Source organism: Candidatus Nitrosopumilus sp., assembly GCF_028278985.1.
Lineage (GTDB): Archaea > Thermoproteota > Nitrososphaeria > Nitrososphaerales > Nitrosopumilaceae > Nitrosopumilus.
Genome location: NZ_JANQTA010000009.1, coordinates 1 through 18,104 on the forward strand (window position 1 = coordinate 1; position 18,104 = coordinate 18,104).

Here is an 18,104-nt window from a genome sequence, read left to right on the forward strand (position 1 = left end):
ACTGCTACTGCATTCGTTTGGGAGTCTGTTGATAATCCTACGGCATTATCACCACCAGTTAGTACAACTGTCAACGTAAGCTAAAACTAGTTCACATTACCCTTTTTTTCTTTTTTTGAATCCTACTTAACGAAAGTTATAGATCATTTTTCCAGAAGTAATATCTAGGAGGAAATTTGCAATAAATTAAAATGAAAACTAAAATTTTAATTCCATTTATTGCAATGTTTATTCTAGTTAATATTCCAAATTCATTTAGTCAGTATGAAGAAGACCATTCTCTTGAATTATTTACAAACAGTAAGGTATATGCTCCTGCACATAATCTTCAAGTATACGGGAATGGATTACCTGAAGAAAATTTAATCATAAGAATTTTTGCACCTGATGAATCAATTGCAAAATTTGATCAATTAACAACTAATTCAGATGGAACATTCAACTATTCTCTGTTAACATGGCCACAACCATCAACAAACTTTCCATATGGAACATACACTGTTGAAGTAATTAGTACTGAACAAAATGGAATCTCTAAAAAAATAGATGTGAAATTTTCTTCTACAACTGAATTACTTGATGTTCCTGTAGAAAGACATGTAAACACTCTTGTCTTTGCTCCAGAAACTGCAGCAATTAGTCAGCCAATTAGAGTATTTGTTCAAACTACAAGTGATGGTCTTCTGATAGGAAATAATCCACAAGAATTGTTGGAAACAACACATGTTCACTTACCATCTGGAATTTCAGTTCCTTTAACAAATTCCTTTAAGACTTTACATCAAGGATTGTATTATGTAGATTATACCCCAATTGAAGAAGGTACACATGTTTTTCATGTAGTAGCATTTAGTCAAGGAACAACATCACATGGTTCTGCTGCAACTAATGTACTAAGTCAAGATTTGGGTGGGATCTCTGATCAGATTATACGATTAAATGAAATTTTAGGTGAAACATCTAAAGAAGTAGATATCTTGAAATCTGAAATTGCAGGTTTTGATAGAACTCTGGAAACTGCTAGCGAGAAAATAGATGAAAGTACTGTAACCATTACCGACTCTGTCCCTCTAATCTTTGAGGCCTCATCTCAATTAAACTCCCTATTGTTTCCGATCATAGGAGCAATTGGACTCATTGTTGCATTACAAATTGCGATTCTTGCACGAAGAAGATAATTATAATAATACACAATGAGGAATTGAATTATGCCCAAAGTGGCAATTTTCTTATCAATTATTCTTCTTTCATCTGGCGTTGTTAATTCTTATGCAATAGAAAATGAAGTTTTACAAAATTTTGATAATTCTAATTCAATCATATTTGATTCTGGAATTGTTCAAGTAAATGAAAATTTTTTTACTGAAAATAATGTGAAACGGTATTTAGTATTTGGAACAAGTAATCTAGACAATAATTTAATTAAAAACAATTCAATTTATCAAATTAATTCTGATAATGGATTTTTTTATGTTACATTATTATCTGAAAAGAATGCATCTAACTTAATTTCCAAGGGCTATTACGTTGTTGAGGATACACAATTAGATTTTCATTCAACAGAACAATCTTCAGATATTTCAAGAATCTCACAAATTTCTAAATCTGATATTGCAGAAAAAAAATATGGATATTCTGGAAATGGAACTACAATAGCAATAGTTGATACTGGTGTAGATTTTTCAAATCTAGATATTCAACATTCTCTAGCAAGAAATGAAATTAATCATCCAATAATGTTTGATCCTGATGGTCAAGGAATAATTCTAACTAATGCAACATTTTTTGCATACATTGATGAAAATGAAATAATTCGAAATTATAGTAAACCAATTCCTTCTCATATGACATCTTCTGCATATGTGTCAAGAGAAGGTGTATTCCTAGATGTTTCTCAAGGAGGAAAAGGAAGTAAGATACCAATTTACAATTCATTTTTTCCACAGTTGGGTTCCTCAATAATTTTTAATGGTACTTTAGCAAATGATATGAAAATTGGTGATAATAATAGAGATTATATCAAATCAAAAAGTGGTGAATACCATCTAGGAGTAGTTTATCAAGGTGCATTATCAGGACCTCTCGCTAGAATCCAAGTTGTACCAGTTTTAGTTGTTGATTCATTTCAACCAGGAGTATACGACACAATAATCCCAGATCTTTCAACATCATGGGAAGACTACACAAGATTTGATCTAAAACCTGGAACACAACCTGATTATGATTTTGATTTCACTGATGAAAAACCAATTGTGTTGGGAAGTGGAAATGAATTTCTTGTTTATGATTCTAACAAAGATGGAAAATCTGATTATAGTGCAGGAACAATTGGTGCGCATGTTTTAGATGTTTATGGCGTAATTAGAAACAATTCTACAAATATTCATGATTCACTCAATGCCATAAACGGAACAATTCTTCCACCATTAGATCCTGAGGGTGAATTCTTTGGATTAATGACTGATTTTCAAGGTCATGGAACCTCTAGTGCAGCATCAATTGTGTCAAGAGGTCATTTGACTTATGACATTTACAATGATTCAAAAAAACATAGTATTACTGGTGTTGCACCTAATGCAAAAATTGTTCCCGTTAAAGCATTGTGGTTTGGTGATACTGTATATGGTTGGTTATGGGCAGCAGGATTTGATAACACTGGAACAAATTGGAAATTTTCTGGAAATCCTCGAGTTGATATAATTTCCAATAGTTGGGGTGTTTCAACTTTTCCAACTTTTGATGCTGCACCAGGAATGGATCTTCTTTCATTAATTCTTAGCGTACTATCAACTCCTCATTCATTAGATGATGATTATCCTGGTGTTACAATTATTTCAAGTGCTGGAAATTCTGGACATGGTTATGGGACAATTGGTTTACCAAATGCATCTCCATTTGGAATATCCGTTGGTGCAACAACTAACAATGTGTATGTAGGATATGGTCCTTTCAAGGATCAACCAAGATTTGGAGATACCACTGCTCACTATAACCATGTGGTAGATTTTTCAAGTAGAGGACCTAGTATAATTGGAGACCCTAAACCTGATGTTATGAGTATTGGTGCACATGGATTTACACCATCTAATGTTTTAACACCCAAAAAGGATTCCAAAGATGAACCAATTTCATTATTTGGAGGAACAAGTATGGCTGCTCCAATAGTATCTGGTAGTGCAGCAATTGTTATAGAAGCTATGAAAGATCAATCAAAAAATTATGATCCATTTCTGATAAAAAATATTTTGATGTCTTCAGCAACTGATTTGAGAAATGATCCTTTTACTCAAGGATCGGGTTTGGTAGATGTTTCAAAAGCACTAGATTTTGTAAACGGAACAAAAGGAGTCTTCATTGTTCATAATGATAAATCGTATGAGAATTTACGAAAAATCTTGGAACCTTCTTTAAAGAATGTAAATTCAACTGAGATTGGATTTGAACAATTTGAATTACCCACAAAATCTCTTCCTATGACAAGTTGGTTTGCAGGCCAATTATTACCTGAAGAACGTAGTACAACAACATTTACAATTGAAAATCCTTCTAACGAGGAAATTGTTGTAAAAATTGAACCTCAACAGTTATCCTTAATTCATAAAACTGAATATGATGGAAAAACAATTCCTAGAGAACAAGATTCAATTCTAAATAAAACTGGAACATTTACTCCTAATTACATAAAACTTTCAGATGTTAAACGTCATTCTACTGTAGATGAATTTTTTGATGAAAAAAATCCTATCCCTATAAATTCAGAATTAATGATTTTGAATGTAAACTTCCCATTTGATAATTTTATGAATGATACTGCTGATGTTTATGCAGATGATTTACAAATATCTTCATTGTATCTCTATGATTGGATAGATTCTGATAATAATACAAAAATTTCTAGTAATGAACTTTCAATGGTAAATCGAGCTGGATCTTGGGGAACAGTACAAGAACTACGTGTTTCAGATCCTAATGAAAAATTCGATGGAATTCCATTGGTTGGTGTATATCCAGTTCCCACAAAATATTCTTACTGGTTAGGTGATACAAAAATAAATTCGACATCAATAGATTATACTTTGTCTGCAAGTTATTATCATAAAGAAAAATGGTCCTTGCTTTGGACAGAGTCTGAATCTATAGTAGTTCCTGCAAATGATAAATCTACATTTGATGTAACCTTAGTTACTCCAACAGATCTTCCAACTGGAGTCTATCAAGGATTTCTTAATTTTGAAAGTAAACATCATACTATCAATACACCTGTATCTTTTGTTTCAAAAACTTTAGTTGATCAAAATGATTCAATTGTAATTCTAGAAGGAAAAGATAGTGATGATGTAATGTATGGTAATGGATATACTAAAGGAGCATTTGATATGGTAAATCGTTACATGGCTGGAGACTGGAGACAATTTTATTTTGATGTTCAAGATGAATTGATTAATTCTGCTGCAATAGAACTATCATGGGAACACGATGATACAAATCTCTCTGTTTTTGTAATGGATCCTTCTGGAAAAATTATTCAAACAAACGTCCCTTCAGGAGTTTTTGGACATTTCCTTGGATGGGCATCACTTGATTGGTTAGGTAATTCTGTTTTTAGTCAAGGTGGTGGATTTTATCCTGTAAAAAATAAGGATGACACTTCAATTGTTCTTTACGTTCCAATTAATCAAACTGGTACATATTCAATATTAACACATTCCACATTGTTTGGTGGTAATTCTACTACAGAACCAATTTCTTTTGTTGGAAAATTTTCAAATATTTCAAAAGACTTGATGATTGATTCAACTGATGAATCAAACTTACTTACAAATGAGATTTCTGAATCAAACCAGCAGTCTAAAGTAAATAAGGAATCTATTGAAGCCTCTAAAGAAAAAAATGAGATCTTAAATGATCTTAAATTAGAACAAAATATTGATCAGAAGGATAATGATTCATTCACACTTGGAGTAGTTATTGGAATTATCTCTGGAATTGCGATCGGATCTGTAGCAATTTTCCTTCTAAGACAAAAACCGTCAAAATAATTGAACAAGGTTTATAAGCAATTTGGCGAGTACGTCAGCTTGAATGTCAGAGGTGGGGACGAAAAAGTCTGCCGGATTATCCCGAAGAGACTTTCTAAAGTTAATGGGAGCTGCAGGCACAGGATTAGCATTTGCACCATTCGTTCCATTTGGTAATTTCATGCCAAACCCTAATCAGGCTTCATTAGAAAAAGTCCCAGTAATTTTACCTGATGGAACTCAGGCAAACGTTAACTCTTTTCCAGTAAATCACGCTGAAGTAATTACATATCCTGCAACAGGAGATGCTGCACTTGATGCAGAAGCATTTCGTAAATGGCAATTCATTAGATTGCCAGAAGAACTAGGTGGCGCAAAAAATGATGCAGGTGCCTTTAGAGCTTTTAGTATGATTTGTTTACACTTGTGGTGTCTTTGGAAATATTGGCCAGATGATGGAAGAAAGAGAGGCGAATGTCCATGTCACGGAAGTATGTATGATCCTGATACTGGAACAGCTTTTGTTGGACCTGCATCTGTACAAGCAGCCCCTTCAAACACTTTACCAAAATTAAGCTTAGAAGTTGATTCTGCTGGGTTTGTTTTCATTTTACCACCAAAATTCAATGCAAATGATAATGGAGTAGTTGGATATGGCCGCTTCGCTTGAAAGAAGAACAGGAGCTGTTGGCTTCTTCTATTGGTTATGGGATGGTGTAGATAGAACAATTTTTACTGCAATCAAATTTTCATTCCCTGCAAGATTTGTAAGTCCATTTGGTTTTCTTGGAATGCTTACCTTTATCGTATTTGTCATTCTAGGAATCTCAGGAGCATTACTCATGTTCTATTATCAACCGATTCTTGATAGAGCGTGGGATAGTGTTCAGTTTATCAATGATGAAGTTCCATTTGGTTTTCATATTAGGAATATTCACTATCATGGTTCCAATGCAATGGTACTTCTTGCAGTTTTACACATGTACTATCAATACTTTAGTGGAAGATACAAAATTAGAAACGAAGTCTTATGGATGACTGGTGTTATACTTGGTGTAGTTACAATTCTTGAAGCATTTACAGGATATGATGTTATTTTCAGTGAAAGAGCAGAACTTGCAATTAGTATTGCTGCGTCGTTAACTACTTCAATTCCAGTGGTAGGACCAACAATTCGTGATGCGGCGCTGGGTAGTGGATTTTCGGACTTTGTATTAAGATTCTATGCACAACATGTGTTCCTGTTACCTATAGTCATGTTAGGATTAATGGCAGTCCACTTCCCAAGATTCCTAGTATTTGATGTACCAATGGTAATGGCAATTTCAGGAGCCATCCTAATTACCGGTGGTGTATTCCCAATTGACTTGGGCTTCAAATTTGAACCCTCGGTTCCTCCTGGAGTCACAGTACCTGAATGGTATTTGACTGGAATCTATGCTTTCATGAGAACTCAATATGACAAGTTTGTAACTGGTCTGCTGTGGCCGTTGATATTCATTATATCATTTGTATTAATTCCATTCATTGATAGATACAAGAAATTCTCTTGGAGAGATAGACCTATCATCACTGCATTTGGAATTACTAGTCTTGCCCAAATTATGGTTACTACCTATTGGGGATTCTACATCTCTCCTGATATCTCAGTTCCATTAGTAGAGCGTTTGGTAATAGATCCAGTATTCTTCTACTCTGTAATGATATTGTTAGTTCCATTAGGATTTGGATTTACTTACATGATGATTAAACTAGCAAATGAAGCAGAAAGAAAATCTAAACTTGCAAAGGATAGCGGTCCAAAGAAAGTAGCTTCAATTAATTTGTCTGAAAAATGGATTAATTGGCTACTGATTGCATTATTGGCATTCCAAGTATTCCTCAATATTGCAGCATATAATGCGGCATTAACAGGAATGAAGAATGTTTCATTACTATTTGTAGGAATTATCCTATTGGTCTTTGCAGCATTCTTCCATATCTACAGATATGGAATGAGTGAACAAAAGAATGCCCCTCCTCCACCACCATCTCCAGTAGAAGATGAAAAGCCAAAACTAGCAGAACCTGAAGCTACAGAAGAACCAGGAAAACTTCCAGAAGGAGATGCTTCATCTGACACCAAACCAAAAGAAATTCCAGCTGAAGTTCCAACACCAAAAACTCAGGCTGATCTTGGTGTTGGTGCAGACCCAAACTCAAACCAAAACCCTAACATCGGTTCAACGGATTTGAATAAACCATGATTTCGAAAATTTCAACCAAACTTTATAAGAACTTGAGAGGAACCAGCTAAATATGGCTGCCCCCACATCTAGTCATGCATATGGGATTGGTGCACTTGCATTCATTGTAGCATTATCTGCTATCACTGTTTTCTATACATCATTTTATCTTCCAGAATCATTAGCAAAACCATCAGTTGATGATCATATTTTACATCCTGAAGAAGAATTTTTCTTAATTGATATTGTTCCAGGTGCAGTTATTGATGGAAATGAGAACTATGTACCAAACAAACCAACAGTTTTGTTGACATTCACAAACAATGTTAGATGGGTAAACAATGATGATACTGCTCACACTGTAACTCCTGATCATAGATATGCAGATGGATATAGTGGTGACTTTGGCTCACCAGGAGTCATTAAACCTGGAGAGACCTATGAATTCTTGTTTACTGAACCAACTGTAGTTCATTATTTCTGTCAACCTCATCCTTGGATGAAAGGCGAAATATCAGTAGAGAAAAGTAGATTCTAGTTAGAATATTTCGCAAAAATTATTTTACTTTCAATTTCTTTATGTTGCTCTATAATTGAGACTCTAAATTTCACTTCATGTTCTTGTTCTGGTTCAAATTGAATTAATGCAGTAAATTCAGCTTTGTCCTGAGGCATTACATCTTTGTTAATGAATAGTCTGGAGACATTTTTTGAAATTTTCTTTTCATTGTATGATTTGTAAACAATGTGTTCGTTTGAATCTAAGATTGTTGTATTAATCACAACTCCATCATATCTTCCTGGATATGAAACAGAAATCTCTCCAATAATCTCTGATTTTGGCTTAATGTCCGTAGAATTTAGTTTGAATTCTAAATCTCCCATAAAATGTGAGGCTATGGCTTGAAATAATAATTTTGTTAAGCGGGCCCAAAGGGCTTCGATCCCTTGACCATTGGATTAGAAGTCCAACACTCTATCCATGCTGAGCTATGGGCCCAAAAACCTACCAATTAATTACCATTTTAAGGGTTTACAGCCATTTTTTATCAAAATTTTCTCGTTCCATTTTGAATAGAAATTGTTGAGCATATCCTGCATATTCCCCATAATAACTGACAATTTTCTCGTGAAGTAATTCATACTGTTTTTCTGTAATTGTTTTTGTTTCAAGATGAAAATTTGAATAATATTTTTCTAAAATTCTAATCATCCATCTGTCTAAAGGAAAAGCTTCCAATTTATTTAATGAAAATAACATGATACAATCGGCAACTTTGTTTCCAATTCCTGGAACTTTACAAATTTCTTCTCTTGTTTGACTGTAAGAATATTTCCTTAATTTTTTAAAATCGATTTTATTTTCGACTACCATATTTGCTGCAGATTTAATGAATTTAGAACGATATCCAGTTCCACACTTCATAATTTCTTTAATTTGTGCCTCAGCAAGAGTTTCTGGTTTAGGAAAAACAAAAAACTCTTTTTTATCAAATTCTACTTTTTCCCCAAATTTCTCAGATAATCTTTCTAAACAAATTTTGATTTTTTGAATGTTAGAATTTGATGAAACAATAAAAGAAATCATGCATTGAAATGGATCTTGATCCATTAATCTTAAACCAAGATAATTTTTTATGGCTTTTTTTGTTGTAGAATCTTTTGAAATCATTTTGATGATTTTTTCTAGATTATCGTTATTTCTAAAAAAATCTGATTTGTTTTTTTTAAATGATGTAATTTTGCCAATTTTATCCACTTTTAGGATATTTTGACCATTTACACCATACCAGAAATCATCTGTTTTTTGCCAAAGAAATACTTGACCACTTTGGATTGTATTTTCAACATTAATTGTGTTAAAATTTTGCATTTTAGATAGTTATTGTATCATTCACATTTGGAGCATATGCTTCAAATCCAAATTTTTCATGAATTTCTTGAGCAAAATTTGTGCATGAATCTGTATCTCCATGAACAGTCATCACTTTAGGATTTCCTTTTATTTTTGAAATCATGTCAAATAATTCATTTCTATCTGCGTGCCCAGAAAATTCAAACTGTTTAACTTCTGCAGTTACACTTAGGTCTCTTCCTCTAGTAGATACCTTGCCTGTTTCAAGCAATTTTCTTCCTGGAGTCCCTTCGCCTTGATAAGAAACTAGAGCAATACCATTTCTATCATCAAATGCTAGTTGTTGCAAATAATAAACTGCATTTCCTCCAACTAACATTCCTGCTGGAGAAATTACAACACATGGTTCTTCCATTGCACGTTTTCTTTCAGAATGTTCTCTAATTGATAATGAACTATTAATTGCATCTGCAAAAATTTTGGAATCTCTAAGATAGCTTGGATGCTTGAACATTATCTCATTTACCTTTAATGCCATTCCATCCATGATTATTCGATGTTTGAAATTTGCATTTTTTAAAATACATGCCATTTCTTGAGAGCGTTCAACAGAAAATGATGGAATAAATAATGTACCTTTTCTATCCATCACTTCATTTGCAAATTCAACTAGTTCTCTTTCAGATTCTTTTCTTGGTTTTTGTTCTGTTTGAGAATATGTACTTTCAGTAATTAACAGATCGATTTCATCAAAATCCAAATCCATTTCTCGAAGCATTCTAGAACCATTGGTTTTGATATCTCCAGTGTAAAACAAGCGCTTATTTTCTGATTCTAAAAGGACAGTACTTCCCCCAACTACATGCCCTGACTCTCTTAGCTCAAATGTAGCATTACCTTTGGTGACTTTTTGTTTATACTCTACAGGTTTAGCATTTCTCATCATGTTATTTAGTTCAGGCAAATCAAATGGATGAGAATTTTTCTCAATTTTGAGCATGTCTTCAATTAGTAACTTTGACAAGTCAAATGTTGGTGGAGTAGCATAGACATCTGTATTTCCACTTACAAATAATGATGGAACATTTCCTGAATGGTCTAGATGAGCATGGGTAATGACAATTCCATCCACGTCCTTCGGTTTGACATGTAAAGGATAATCTGGAGGTGTACCTCTTTTTCCAAACATTACTCCATAATCAAGTAATAGATTTGTGCCTTCACAGTTAACTAAAAAACCAGATCTGCCAACCTCATTGGCAGCTCCTAAAACCTTAACATCCAAGAATTATCATGCTTTAACATCTACGTTAAAACCTTCTTAGGATCGATCCGATCATTATGCCTCATGTGGAATCTTCAAAAGCTTTAATTAGTGCAAGCTAAGATCCGATCCTCATGGGAAGAAGCTTCCAAGAATGGTTAGGACAACAAGATCAAGCCGTCGTCGCTAAAACACGTGCTGGTGACGAAGCAAACAAACCACTCCTTAACCAAATTAACTGGATTTGGGTTAACAATCTGATGAACCAGAAAGCAGACCTTAATCCTTCTTCTGCAGAATTACTTGACTGGGTTACTTCTGGTCAAATAGACGCAATGAGAAAATAAACGTGAAAATCACGTTATCTTTTTGTTTTTTAAATTCTTGAATTCAATATCCTGCGCATGATTTTTTGGCGATCATTTTCATAACAGGGTTATGAATTTCAATCATGGTTTAAATAGTCTCCAAGCGTTTTCTATTTTGTAATGCCAATAGCAATACTTCCAGACATCGATGAACAAAGATGTATCGGATGTGCACTATGTGTAGAAATCTGTACAACTTTAGGTCCAGATGTCCTTAGAGTAAAACCTGTTGAAGGCTGGAAGAGAGGTAAAGCATTTGTATTTTATCCAGAAAGATGTATTTCTGACGGTGCATGCATCGGTGTATGCCCAACAAAATCAATCTTTTGGATGAGACCAATGAATTACACTGCTGGACAACCAGTACCTCTTCACAAAAACGGTATCTTCATCAAAGGTTGGGCAGAAGACGCAGCTTTATAGGCTGAATCTTTTAGCACATTCTTTTTTCTTATTTTTAATTATCAAGTGAAACTTGTTTGTACTTGATTTTTACAAAGATTTTTTCTTAATTTCTTTTGGTAGTAATTTGATAAAGTGTTTCAAGAAATTATCTTCTTTATCATATCTAATTTCTAAAAATTTGTTATTTTCAAAAAATATTTTCCATGTTTTTTCAAATTCAGGAAATTCTTTAGGGTCAAAATCTAAACGTGATGTCTCATGATGTGCAGCAGGGAAAACATCTGAAATCTCAATTGGAATTAATCCTAATTGGGGATTATACTGACAGATTTGAATTTCATCAAAATCTTTAGTTTTTCTTTGTAGGTTGACGTATTGATGAGATAGATATCCTGGTTTTGTAGATGATTCTTTTGTTATCAAAATTCTCTTTTTCTTTGATTTGAATTTCCTTACTATCTCATGAAATGATTGAACTTCTGGCCTGAACTGATCCTCTTTGTCAAACAGAAAAACTGCTTTTTCTTTAAATTTTGGAGTTGAAATCTTGAGGAATTCAGAATTTTCAGTCATTACTTTAATCATTTCAAAGAGTTTTGGATGTGCTCTGGCTTTTTTAATCACATATTCCCATAATCTTCCTTCGTAGATTGCTTGTTTTACTTTGTCTACTTCTAATTTTATGGCATATAGATTATGAATCGCAAGTTGGTTAATTTTCTCAGAAGATTCTAACTGTCTTAGTTCATCTGGTGTGTATTTTGAGCAAACTTCACAATGACATGGAAAAACAGTAATTTCTGATAAATTACGCGTTCCATCTTCAGTAATGTATCTATTCTGTTTTGCATACAACATGTAAGATGCTGAATCAAAGGTATCGCACCCAAGAGCTATTGCAAATGGAATAGTTAAGGGATGACCTGCTCCAAAGAGATGTAGTGGAATATTGTGTGGAATTTGTTTTTTTGCTGCAACAATCATTTCAGCTAGTAATCTATACTCATATGACTCCATAAATTCAACTGGACTTCCTAATGCTAACATTTTGTATCCCATTTTGATGAGACCTTTGGTTGATTTTGCAACAAGATCAAAATGTTCTCCACCTTGAATTGGGCCAATCCAAATCTGTCCGTTATCTTCACTGTCATCTATCGTTTGTTTACAAACTTCAAGTGTGTGCTTGACATAAGCTTCAGCTTTCTTTATTGGTAATCCAAAACCTGTTGGTTTGTCTAATGGTATTGCAAAGTCTGTCATTATTCCTCTTTCAAAGTCTGCCATTTCTGTTGGTTTTACTGGAACATCTCCATATTCTAGAACCTGATACCCACCAGAGTCTGTCATAATTCCTTTATCGTAATCAATAATTTTGTGAATTCCTTTTTTGATTGCTTTATCTCCATAATTGTTTCTTGTAATGTATGCATTTGTAATAACCAAATCAAATCCAATCTCTTTGATTTTTTTTGATGGGATAGTTTGCTTTACTGGATGAATTACAGGAACATATGCAGGAGTTTCAATTTTACCATGATTTGTTTCAATCTTTCCTATTCTACCAGCTAAGTCTGTCTTTGAAATCTCAAACAATATTTTTCTATTTTTAGGGTGTTATTTAATCAATCAACAAAGAATTTTTTCAGGTCATCATTTTTTGTTACCAATTCTAGCCAGTCAATTTGCTCAGAATCTTTTTTACCAGAAATTACCTTTTCAATTTTTTCTACTACGGGAATTTTTTTATCACTTACATTGATTTCAACTACTTTTTCCTCAAATTGATTAATTGCATCAAATGCAGTAACTCCTAAAATTTCACTACCTGCATTTTCTCTACTTTTTTCCTCTGAATATCCTCTATCTGTGTATACATCCAAAAGATCATATGGATTTCTTCTCAAAACAATCACATTATCAATCTGATTTTTATCTAAAACATATGGTGCCAAATGTCCTACAATAATTGATTTTGTGGAGATTTTTGGTCTCAAAATTTCTTTTAGTTTTTCAGTATCTACATCATTTGTTTCATCATTTTTTTCAAACAAATTTTCATTTTTGGCAATTTCATTGATGTCTATGACTACTAGATGCTTTTTTTGAGATATCTCCTTTGCAATAGTATGTTTGCCAACTCCTGGATTCCCAGTTATCACAATTGTCATACGATCATTCTACAAGATGATGATTAAACGATTTCTGCAATACTAATAAGTAGAATTGAATTTTTTAGATTATTGCAAATTGGATTATTAGGTAAAGCGAATGTTGGAAAATCAACCTTCTTTTCTGCTGCAACTGAAACCCCTGTAGCATCTGGAAATTTTCCATTTACAACAATTGAACCAAATGTTGGTGTTGCACATGTACAAGCTGATTGTGCTTGCAAACATTTCAAAATTGAACATCAAAATGATTGTTGTGTAAATGGAATTCGATACATTCCTGTAAAACTAATTGATATTGCTGGATTAGTACCTGGTGCTCATGAAGGAAAAGGATTAGGAAATCAATTTCTTGATGATGCTAGACAAGCTGAAGTTTTGATTCATGTTGTTGACATAGCTGGAACAACTGACATACAAGGCCAACCTGTTCCACCAGGAACGCATAATCCACTTGAAGATGTTGAATTTGTCCAAGATGAATTTGATCTCTGGTTTGCAGATATCTTGAAACGAGAATGGGATAAAATTACTAGAGAAATTCATCAGAAGCGAGCAAAGCTTACAGATGGTATTGCAAAACGTTTCACTGGATTAGGAATTAAAGATTTTCAAGTACAAGAAGTATTACAAAAACTCGGATTCATTTCAAGAGATCCCAAAGAATGGAATGATGAAGATCTCGTAACTTTTGCACGAGAACTTAGAAAAAATACAAAACCCATGATTATTGCTGCAAACAAAGCAGATTTGTGTTTAGATTTAGAAATAATGAAAAAAATTAACGAAAATGTAATTCCATGTAGTGCAGAAACTGAACTTTTATTGCGTAAAGCTTCCAAAGCTGGACTGGTAAATTATTCTCCAGGTAATGATGGATTTTCAGTTGTTGAAGGAAAAGAAATTGCTCCTCCACAACAAAAAGCATTGGATTTAGTCAAATCTGTCTTTGTAAAAATTCCCAATACAGGAATTCAAAAAATTTTGAATACGGCTGTCTTTGATTCATTAAATTTTATTGTAGTGTATCCTGTTGAAGATGAAACAAAACTAACCAACAAAGATGGAGTTGTTTTACCTGATACAAAATTACTTCCTGAAGATTCAACTGCAAAAGATCTGGCTGGCTTAATTCATGCAGATATTGCAAAAGGATTTTTACATGCAATTGATTGCAAAACCAAACAAAGAATCAGTGGTGATCAAAAATTGAAAAATGGAGACGTCATCAAAATAGTATCTACTTTGAGTAGGGGTTAAGATGTTAGGTTTAGGAATAGAAAGTACTGCTCATACATTTTCATGTGCTGTAATTGAAAAGAAAGGAAAAAAAGGAAAAATTCTATCTGATGTAAGGAAGATTTATCATCCAGAGGATGGAGAAGGAATCCATCCAAGAGAGGCATCACGTCATCATATTGATAATAGCTCAATTGTTTTGTCACAATGCCTAGAAGAAGCAAAAATTTCAGTCAAAGACTTAGACCTTGTTACTTATGCAGCTGGTCCTGGATTGGGACCATGCTTGCGAGTAGGTGCTGTGGTTGCAAGATCCTTAGCGTCTTTTTACAAAATTCCAATCTACCCAGTCAATCACGCTATTGGTCATATTGAATTAGGAAAATTACTTACAGGGGCTACAAACCCTCTTGTTCTTCTTGTATCTGGAGGCCATACAATGCTACTTGCATTTCTGAACAAACAATGGAGAGTTTTTGGTGAAACACTAGACATTACATTGGGCCAATTACTTGATCAGTTTGGACGTTCAATTGGTTTTGCATCTCCTTGTGGAAGAAATATTGAAGAGCTTGCTTCATCTTCATCAAACTATGTCACACTACCATATTCAGTAAAAGGTAATGACGTATCTTTTTCTGGCTTACTTTCTGCTACAAAATCTGTTGCTAAAGAAAACAAATCAGATGCATGTTATTCATTACAGGAAACAGCTTTTGCAATGATTAGTGAAGCAGTAGAGAGAGCTTTATCCTTTACCAGAAAGAAAGAATTGATGATCGTAGGTGGAGTTGCTGCAAACAAAAGACTTTCTGAAATGCTAAAAGATGTTTGTAAACGACATGGATGTAAATTTTTTGTAGTTCCAATAAAATATGCTGGTGACTGTGGCAGTCAAATCTGTTGGACTGGATTATTAGAATCCCAAGTAAAATCAGGAGTCTCAATAAAAGACACTTTTGTAACTCAATCTTGGCGATTAGATTCTGTAAAAGTAGATTACTAATTTTCTAAGTCATCCATGGCATCTTGGATACTATTTACCCAACCGCCAGAGTTAAACACTCCAAACTTGTAGCTTTTCTCTCCTTCTGAAGTTTTTGTAGAAAAACAAGCTTTTTTCATTAATAATCCTTCTTTCCACGTTTTTGTAACATCACTTAATGGAACATCAAGAATTGTATCACCTACATTTTTGGAAAAATCTGCAATTCTTGCTTTTGTTTTATCAAATGCTAATCTCTTATTTGTTAAAGTAAGAATGCCTGCACCAAGGTTATCTTCATTACAGTCTTCTTGTTTGATTCTTTTCTCTCCTTCATCCATGTTGACTTTTATTGAATTCCTTTGGATATAATGTTAATGAAATTGCTCAAAAAAGGTGCAGAGGCTGATATCTATCAAACAACATGGAATGATTCAAAAGCAATTTTAAAAATCCGTAAATCAAAATCTTATAGAAATCCTACTTTGGATTCTAAAATTAGAAAACATAGAACCATTAAAGAAGCACAAATTATTTCACATGTCAAATCTTTTGGTGTTTTATCACCATTGGTCTATTTTGTAAATACTAAAGACTCTGCAATCTTCATGCAAGAAATTCCAGGTACTCCTGTACATGATTTACCAAATTCCAAAATTATCAAACTCTCAAAAGATATGGGAAAATTAGTTGGAACTTTGCATAAAAATGGAATAATGCATGGAGATTTGACTACGTCCAACTTTATTTTTTATAAAAATCAGATTTACATTATTGATTTTGGATTATCTCAAAATTCAATCAAACCTGAAGATCATGCAGTCGATTTACGATTAATTAAAGAAATTTTGAACAGTGCACATGCACAAATTATGCAATCTAGCTGGAAAAATTTTCTTTTGGGATACAAATCAATTGTAGGAGCCATTAAACATGCTCAAATCTTACACTTAGTTTCAGAAATTGAGAGTCGTGGAAGATATGCAACAGTCGTTTGATCTTTACTTTGTTTCTTCAAATAAACACAAGTATCTAGAAGCAAAAACTATTCTTGATTCATTTGGAATTCGTTTGGGTTTTTTAAAATTAAGTTTAGAAGAAATTCAATCTGATTCGATCAAAATAATTGCAATTAAAAAAGCTAAAAATGCATTTTCAAAATGCAACAAATCTCTAATAATTGAAGATGATGGATTATTCATAAATTCACTTGATGGTTTCCCAGGTCCATACTCATCTTTTGTTTTTCAAACAATAGGCAATAAAGGAATTCTAAATTTACTTGATACAAAAAGAAATGCAAAATTTGTTTCTCTAATAACTTATTGTGACAAAAAAACCATTAAATCTTTTGAAGGAAAAATTGATGGAACCATTTCTAAAAAAATAAAAGGAAAAGGCTGGGGTTATGATCCAATCTTTGTTCCAAAAAATTCAACTAAAACATTTGCAGAAATTAAAAACAAAAATGAATTATCTCATAGATACAAAGCTTTGAAAAAATTTGCTAGTTGGTATTTGCGTAAGTAGGAATCCAACGATCAATAAATCGTTCATTATTTTGTAATACTGAAATTCTTGAAACAAAACTTTCATCCATAACTGAAAACATTTTAGTTTGTTTTGCTATTTGATTACTAAATTCTTTAACTTCTTCCATTTCTAACATATTTGAATGCTCTAGTCTGTTTGTTGAACGTCCAATATGCATGTATGATTTAATTTCAATAAAGTGTGGACTTGCTTTTCTAAACATTTCTGCAAATTCTGGAATCATTTCTTTTTTATCATTATAATTTCTAATCAAAGTTATTCGTAACACAGTTCTAGTATCTAATTTCTTTAGCATATCCAAAGTACGATTCCATCTTTCCCAAGAATCATCGTATTTTGGTTTGTTTATATTCAAAAATGATTCATAATCTGCTGCATTTGTTGACAAGTACAATTGAGTAGGTAATGCATTTTCATCTTGTAATCTTTGAATCATATCTGGCTCTTGTCCGTTTGTTACAAGGAAAATTGATTTTGTAGATTCAAGTGAATTTAGATATTTGATGAGTTCTGGTAATTTTGGATACATTGTTGGTTCTCCAGAAAGTGAAATTGCATAATGACTTGGCAATAATGATTCATCTAATCTTTGTTTATCATTTCTAGAGTCACCATAATATCCATTGATCAATTTTTTTCTTTCAGCCATTAATTTTTCTAGAATTTCTTCTGGTTCTGCAACTTGTTCTGGTTTCATTTCTAATGAATCATAAAATTCCATTGGTCTCCAACAATACACACATCTGTTTTCACAGTGCATTCCAGCTGGAGAAAATTCCATACATCGATGTGTTGAAATGCCATAAAACTTGTGTTTGTAACAACTCCCTTCGTGTTTGAAAGATTTTTTTGTCCAATGGCAAAGCTCAACTGTTGAATGATCTGCTACTCCATACTTGGCTTTTTTTAGTTGCTCAGAAATAGCAGGCTTGATCTGAATTAATTGATCGTCCTGTTCAACAACTTCTCCAGAACAACTCATGAGTTGAAAACCTGTTTTCGTTTACTTAAATTGATCGA

Annotated in this window: 18 protein-coding genes and 1 tRNA gene; 11 read left to right on the forward strand and 8 right to left on the reverse strand. The window is 33.1% G+C overall.

Annotation, left to right across the window (positions count from 1 at the left end):
* Positions 1 to 191 precede the first annotated feature (191 nt).
* From Q0941_RS03430 to Q0941_RS03450, 5 genes are read left to right on the forward strand one after another with little or no spacing between them, the layout of a single operon-like run.
* The gene (locus tag Q0941_RS03430; RefSeq protein WP_299291393.1) at positions 192 to 1,178 is read left to right on the forward strand and encodes a methyl-accepting chemotaxis protein; all 987 of its coding nucleotides are present in this window, start codon (positions 192 to 194) and stop codon (positions 1,176 to 1,178) included.
* Positions 1,179 to 1,208: 30 nt separating this feature from the next.
* Positions 1,209 to 5,039 carry a S8 family serine peptidase gene (locus Q0941_RS03435; RefSeq protein ID WP_299291395.1) on the forward strand — a complete coding sequence of 1,277 codons (3,831 nt, stop codon included), beginning with the start codon at positions 1,209 to 1,211 and terminating at the stop codon, positions 5,037 to 5,039.
* Positions 5,040 to 5,082: 43 nt separating this feature from the next.
* Positions 5,083 to 5,688 (forward strand): Rieske 2Fe-2S domain-containing protein, encoded by a 606-nt coding sequence (locus tag Q0941_RS03440; protein WP_299291396.1) that lies wholly within the window; start codon positions 5,083 to 5,085, stop codon positions 5,686 to 5,688.
* Positions 5,672 to 7,264 carry a cytochrome b N-terminal domain-containing protein gene (locus Q0941_RS03445; RefSeq protein ID WP_299291399.1) on the forward strand — a complete coding sequence of 531 codons (1,593 nt, stop codon included), beginning with the start codon at positions 5,672 to 5,674 and terminating at the stop codon, positions 7,262 to 7,264. Before Q0941_RS03440 ends, Q0941_RS03445 begins: the two co-directional genes overlap by 17 nt.
* 52 nt (positions 7,265 to 7,316) lie before the next feature.
* Entirely contained in the window at positions 7,317 to 7,781 is a 465-nt protein-coding gene (locus Q0941_RS03450; RefSeq protein ID WP_299291401.1) for a plastocyanin/azurin family copper-binding protein, read from the forward strand.
* On the opposite strand, the gene Q0941_RS03455 is transcribed toward Q0941_RS03450, so the two are convergent.
* The 4 genes from Q0941_RS03455 to Q0941_RS03470 form a co-directional block, all read right to left on the reverse strand.
* Entirely contained in the window at positions 7,778 to 8,128 is a 351-nt protein-coding gene (locus Q0941_RS03455; RefSeq protein ID WP_299291403.1) for a hypothetical protein, read from the reverse strand. The two genes, Q0941_RS03450 and Q0941_RS03455, sit on opposite strands and share 4 nt — an antisense overlap.
* Before the next feature lie 40 nt (positions 8,129 to 8,168).
* Positions 8,169 to 8,243: transfer RNA gene (locus Q0941_RS03460), tRNA-Arg, on the reverse strand.
* A gap of 33 nt (positions 8,244 to 8,276) precedes the next feature.
* Positions 8,277 to 9,116, reverse strand: coding sequence for a DNA glycosylase (locus Q0941_RS03465; RefSeq protein WP_299291405.1), 840 nt, complete (start codon positions 9,114 to 9,116; stop codon positions 8,277 to 8,279).
* Position 9,117: 1 nt separating this feature from the next.
* On the reverse strand, positions 9,118 to 10,383 hold the full coding sequence (locus Q0941_RS03470; RefSeq protein ID WP_299291407.1) for an MBL fold metallo-hydrolase: 1,266 nt from the start codon (positions 10,381 to 10,383) through the stop codon (positions 9,118 to 9,120).
* 113 nt (positions 10,384 to 10,496) lie between these two features.
* Between Q0941_RS03470 and Q0941_RS03475 the strand changes: the two genes are divergently transcribed.
* The gene (locus Q0941_RS03475; RefSeq protein ID WP_012215921.1) at positions 10,497 to 10,709 is read left to right on the forward strand and encodes a hypothetical protein; all 213 of its coding nucleotides are present in this window, start codon (positions 10,497 to 10,499) and stop codon (positions 10,707 to 10,709) included.
* A 141-nt stretch (positions 10,710 to 10,850) separates the two neighbouring features.
* The gene (locus Q0941_RS03480; RefSeq protein WP_007403030.1) at positions 10,851 to 11,153 is read left to right on the forward strand and encodes an ATP-binding protein; all 303 of its coding nucleotides are present in this window, start codon (positions 10,851 to 10,853) and stop codon (positions 11,151 to 11,153) included.
* Positions 11,154 to 11,222: 69 nt separating this feature from the next.
* On the opposite strand, the gene tgtA is transcribed toward Q0941_RS03480, so the two are convergent.
* The gene (tgtA, locus tag Q0941_RS03485) at positions 11,223 to 12,731 is read right to left on the reverse strand and encodes a tRNA guanosine(15) transglycosylase TgtA (protein ID WP_299291410.1); all 1,509 of its coding nucleotides are present in this window, start codon (positions 12,729 to 12,731) and stop codon (positions 11,223 to 11,225) included.
* A 29-nt stretch (positions 12,732 to 12,760) separates the two neighbouring features.
* Positions 12,761 to 13,306: an AAA family ATPase gene (locus Q0941_RS03490; RefSeq protein ID WP_299291412.1), complete on the reverse strand. Its 546-nt coding sequence runs from the start codon at positions 13,304 to 13,306 to the stop codon at positions 12,761 to 12,763.
* 72 nt (positions 13,307 to 13,378) lie between these two features.
* Between Q0941_RS03490 and Q0941_RS03495 the strand changes: the two genes are divergently transcribed.
* Together Q0941_RS03495 and kae1 are read left to right on the forward strand one after the other, a co-directional pair.
* A complete protein-coding gene (locus tag Q0941_RS03495; protein ID WP_299291414.1) occupies positions 13,379 to 14,566 on the forward strand; it encodes a redox-regulated ATPase YchF in 1,188 nt (395 codons plus the stop codon).
* A gap of 1 nt (position 14,567) precedes the next feature.
* The gene (kae1, locus tag Q0941_RS03500; protein WP_299291416.1) at positions 14,568 to 15,551 is read left to right on the forward strand and encodes a KEOPS complex N(6)-L-threonylcarbamoyladenine synthase Kae1; all 984 of its coding nucleotides are present in this window, start codon (positions 14,568 to 14,570) and stop codon (positions 15,549 to 15,551) included.
* Here the strand turns inward: kae1 and Q0941_RS03505 are convergent.
* Complete coding sequence (locus Q0941_RS03505) at positions 15,548 to 15,871, reverse strand: hypothetical protein (RefSeq protein WP_299291418.1); 324 nt, start codon at positions 15,869 to 15,871, stop codon at positions 15,548 to 15,550. The genes kae1 and Q0941_RS03505 overlap by 4 nt on opposite strands.
* A gap of 36 nt (positions 15,872 to 15,907) precedes the next feature.
* On the opposite strand from Q0941_RS03505, the gene Q0941_RS03510 reads away from it, so the two are divergent.
* Together Q0941_RS03510 and rdgB are read left to right on the forward strand one after the other, a co-directional pair.
* A complete protein-coding gene (locus Q0941_RS03510) occupies positions 15,908 to 16,528 on the forward strand; it encodes a KEOPS complex kinase/ATPase Bud32 (RefSeq protein ID WP_299291420.1) in 621 nt (206 codons plus the stop codon).
* Complete coding sequence (gene rdgB / locus Q0941_RS03515; protein WP_299291422.1) at positions 16,512 to 17,060, forward strand: RdgB/HAM1 family non-canonical purine NTP pyrophosphatase; 549 nt, start codon at positions 16,512 to 16,514, stop codon at positions 17,058 to 17,060. Before Q0941_RS03510 ends, rdgB begins: the two co-directional genes overlap by 17 nt.
* On the opposite strand, the gene twy1 is transcribed toward rdgB, so the two are convergent.
* Positions 17,038 to 18,066, reverse strand: coding sequence for a 4-demethylwyosine synthase TYW1 (gene twy1, locus Q0941_RS03520; RefSeq protein WP_299291424.1), 1,029 nt, complete (start codon positions 18,064 to 18,066; stop codon positions 17,038 to 17,040). The genes rdgB and twy1 overlap by 23 nt on opposite strands.
* Positions 18,067 to 18,104: the final 38 nt, after the last annotated feature.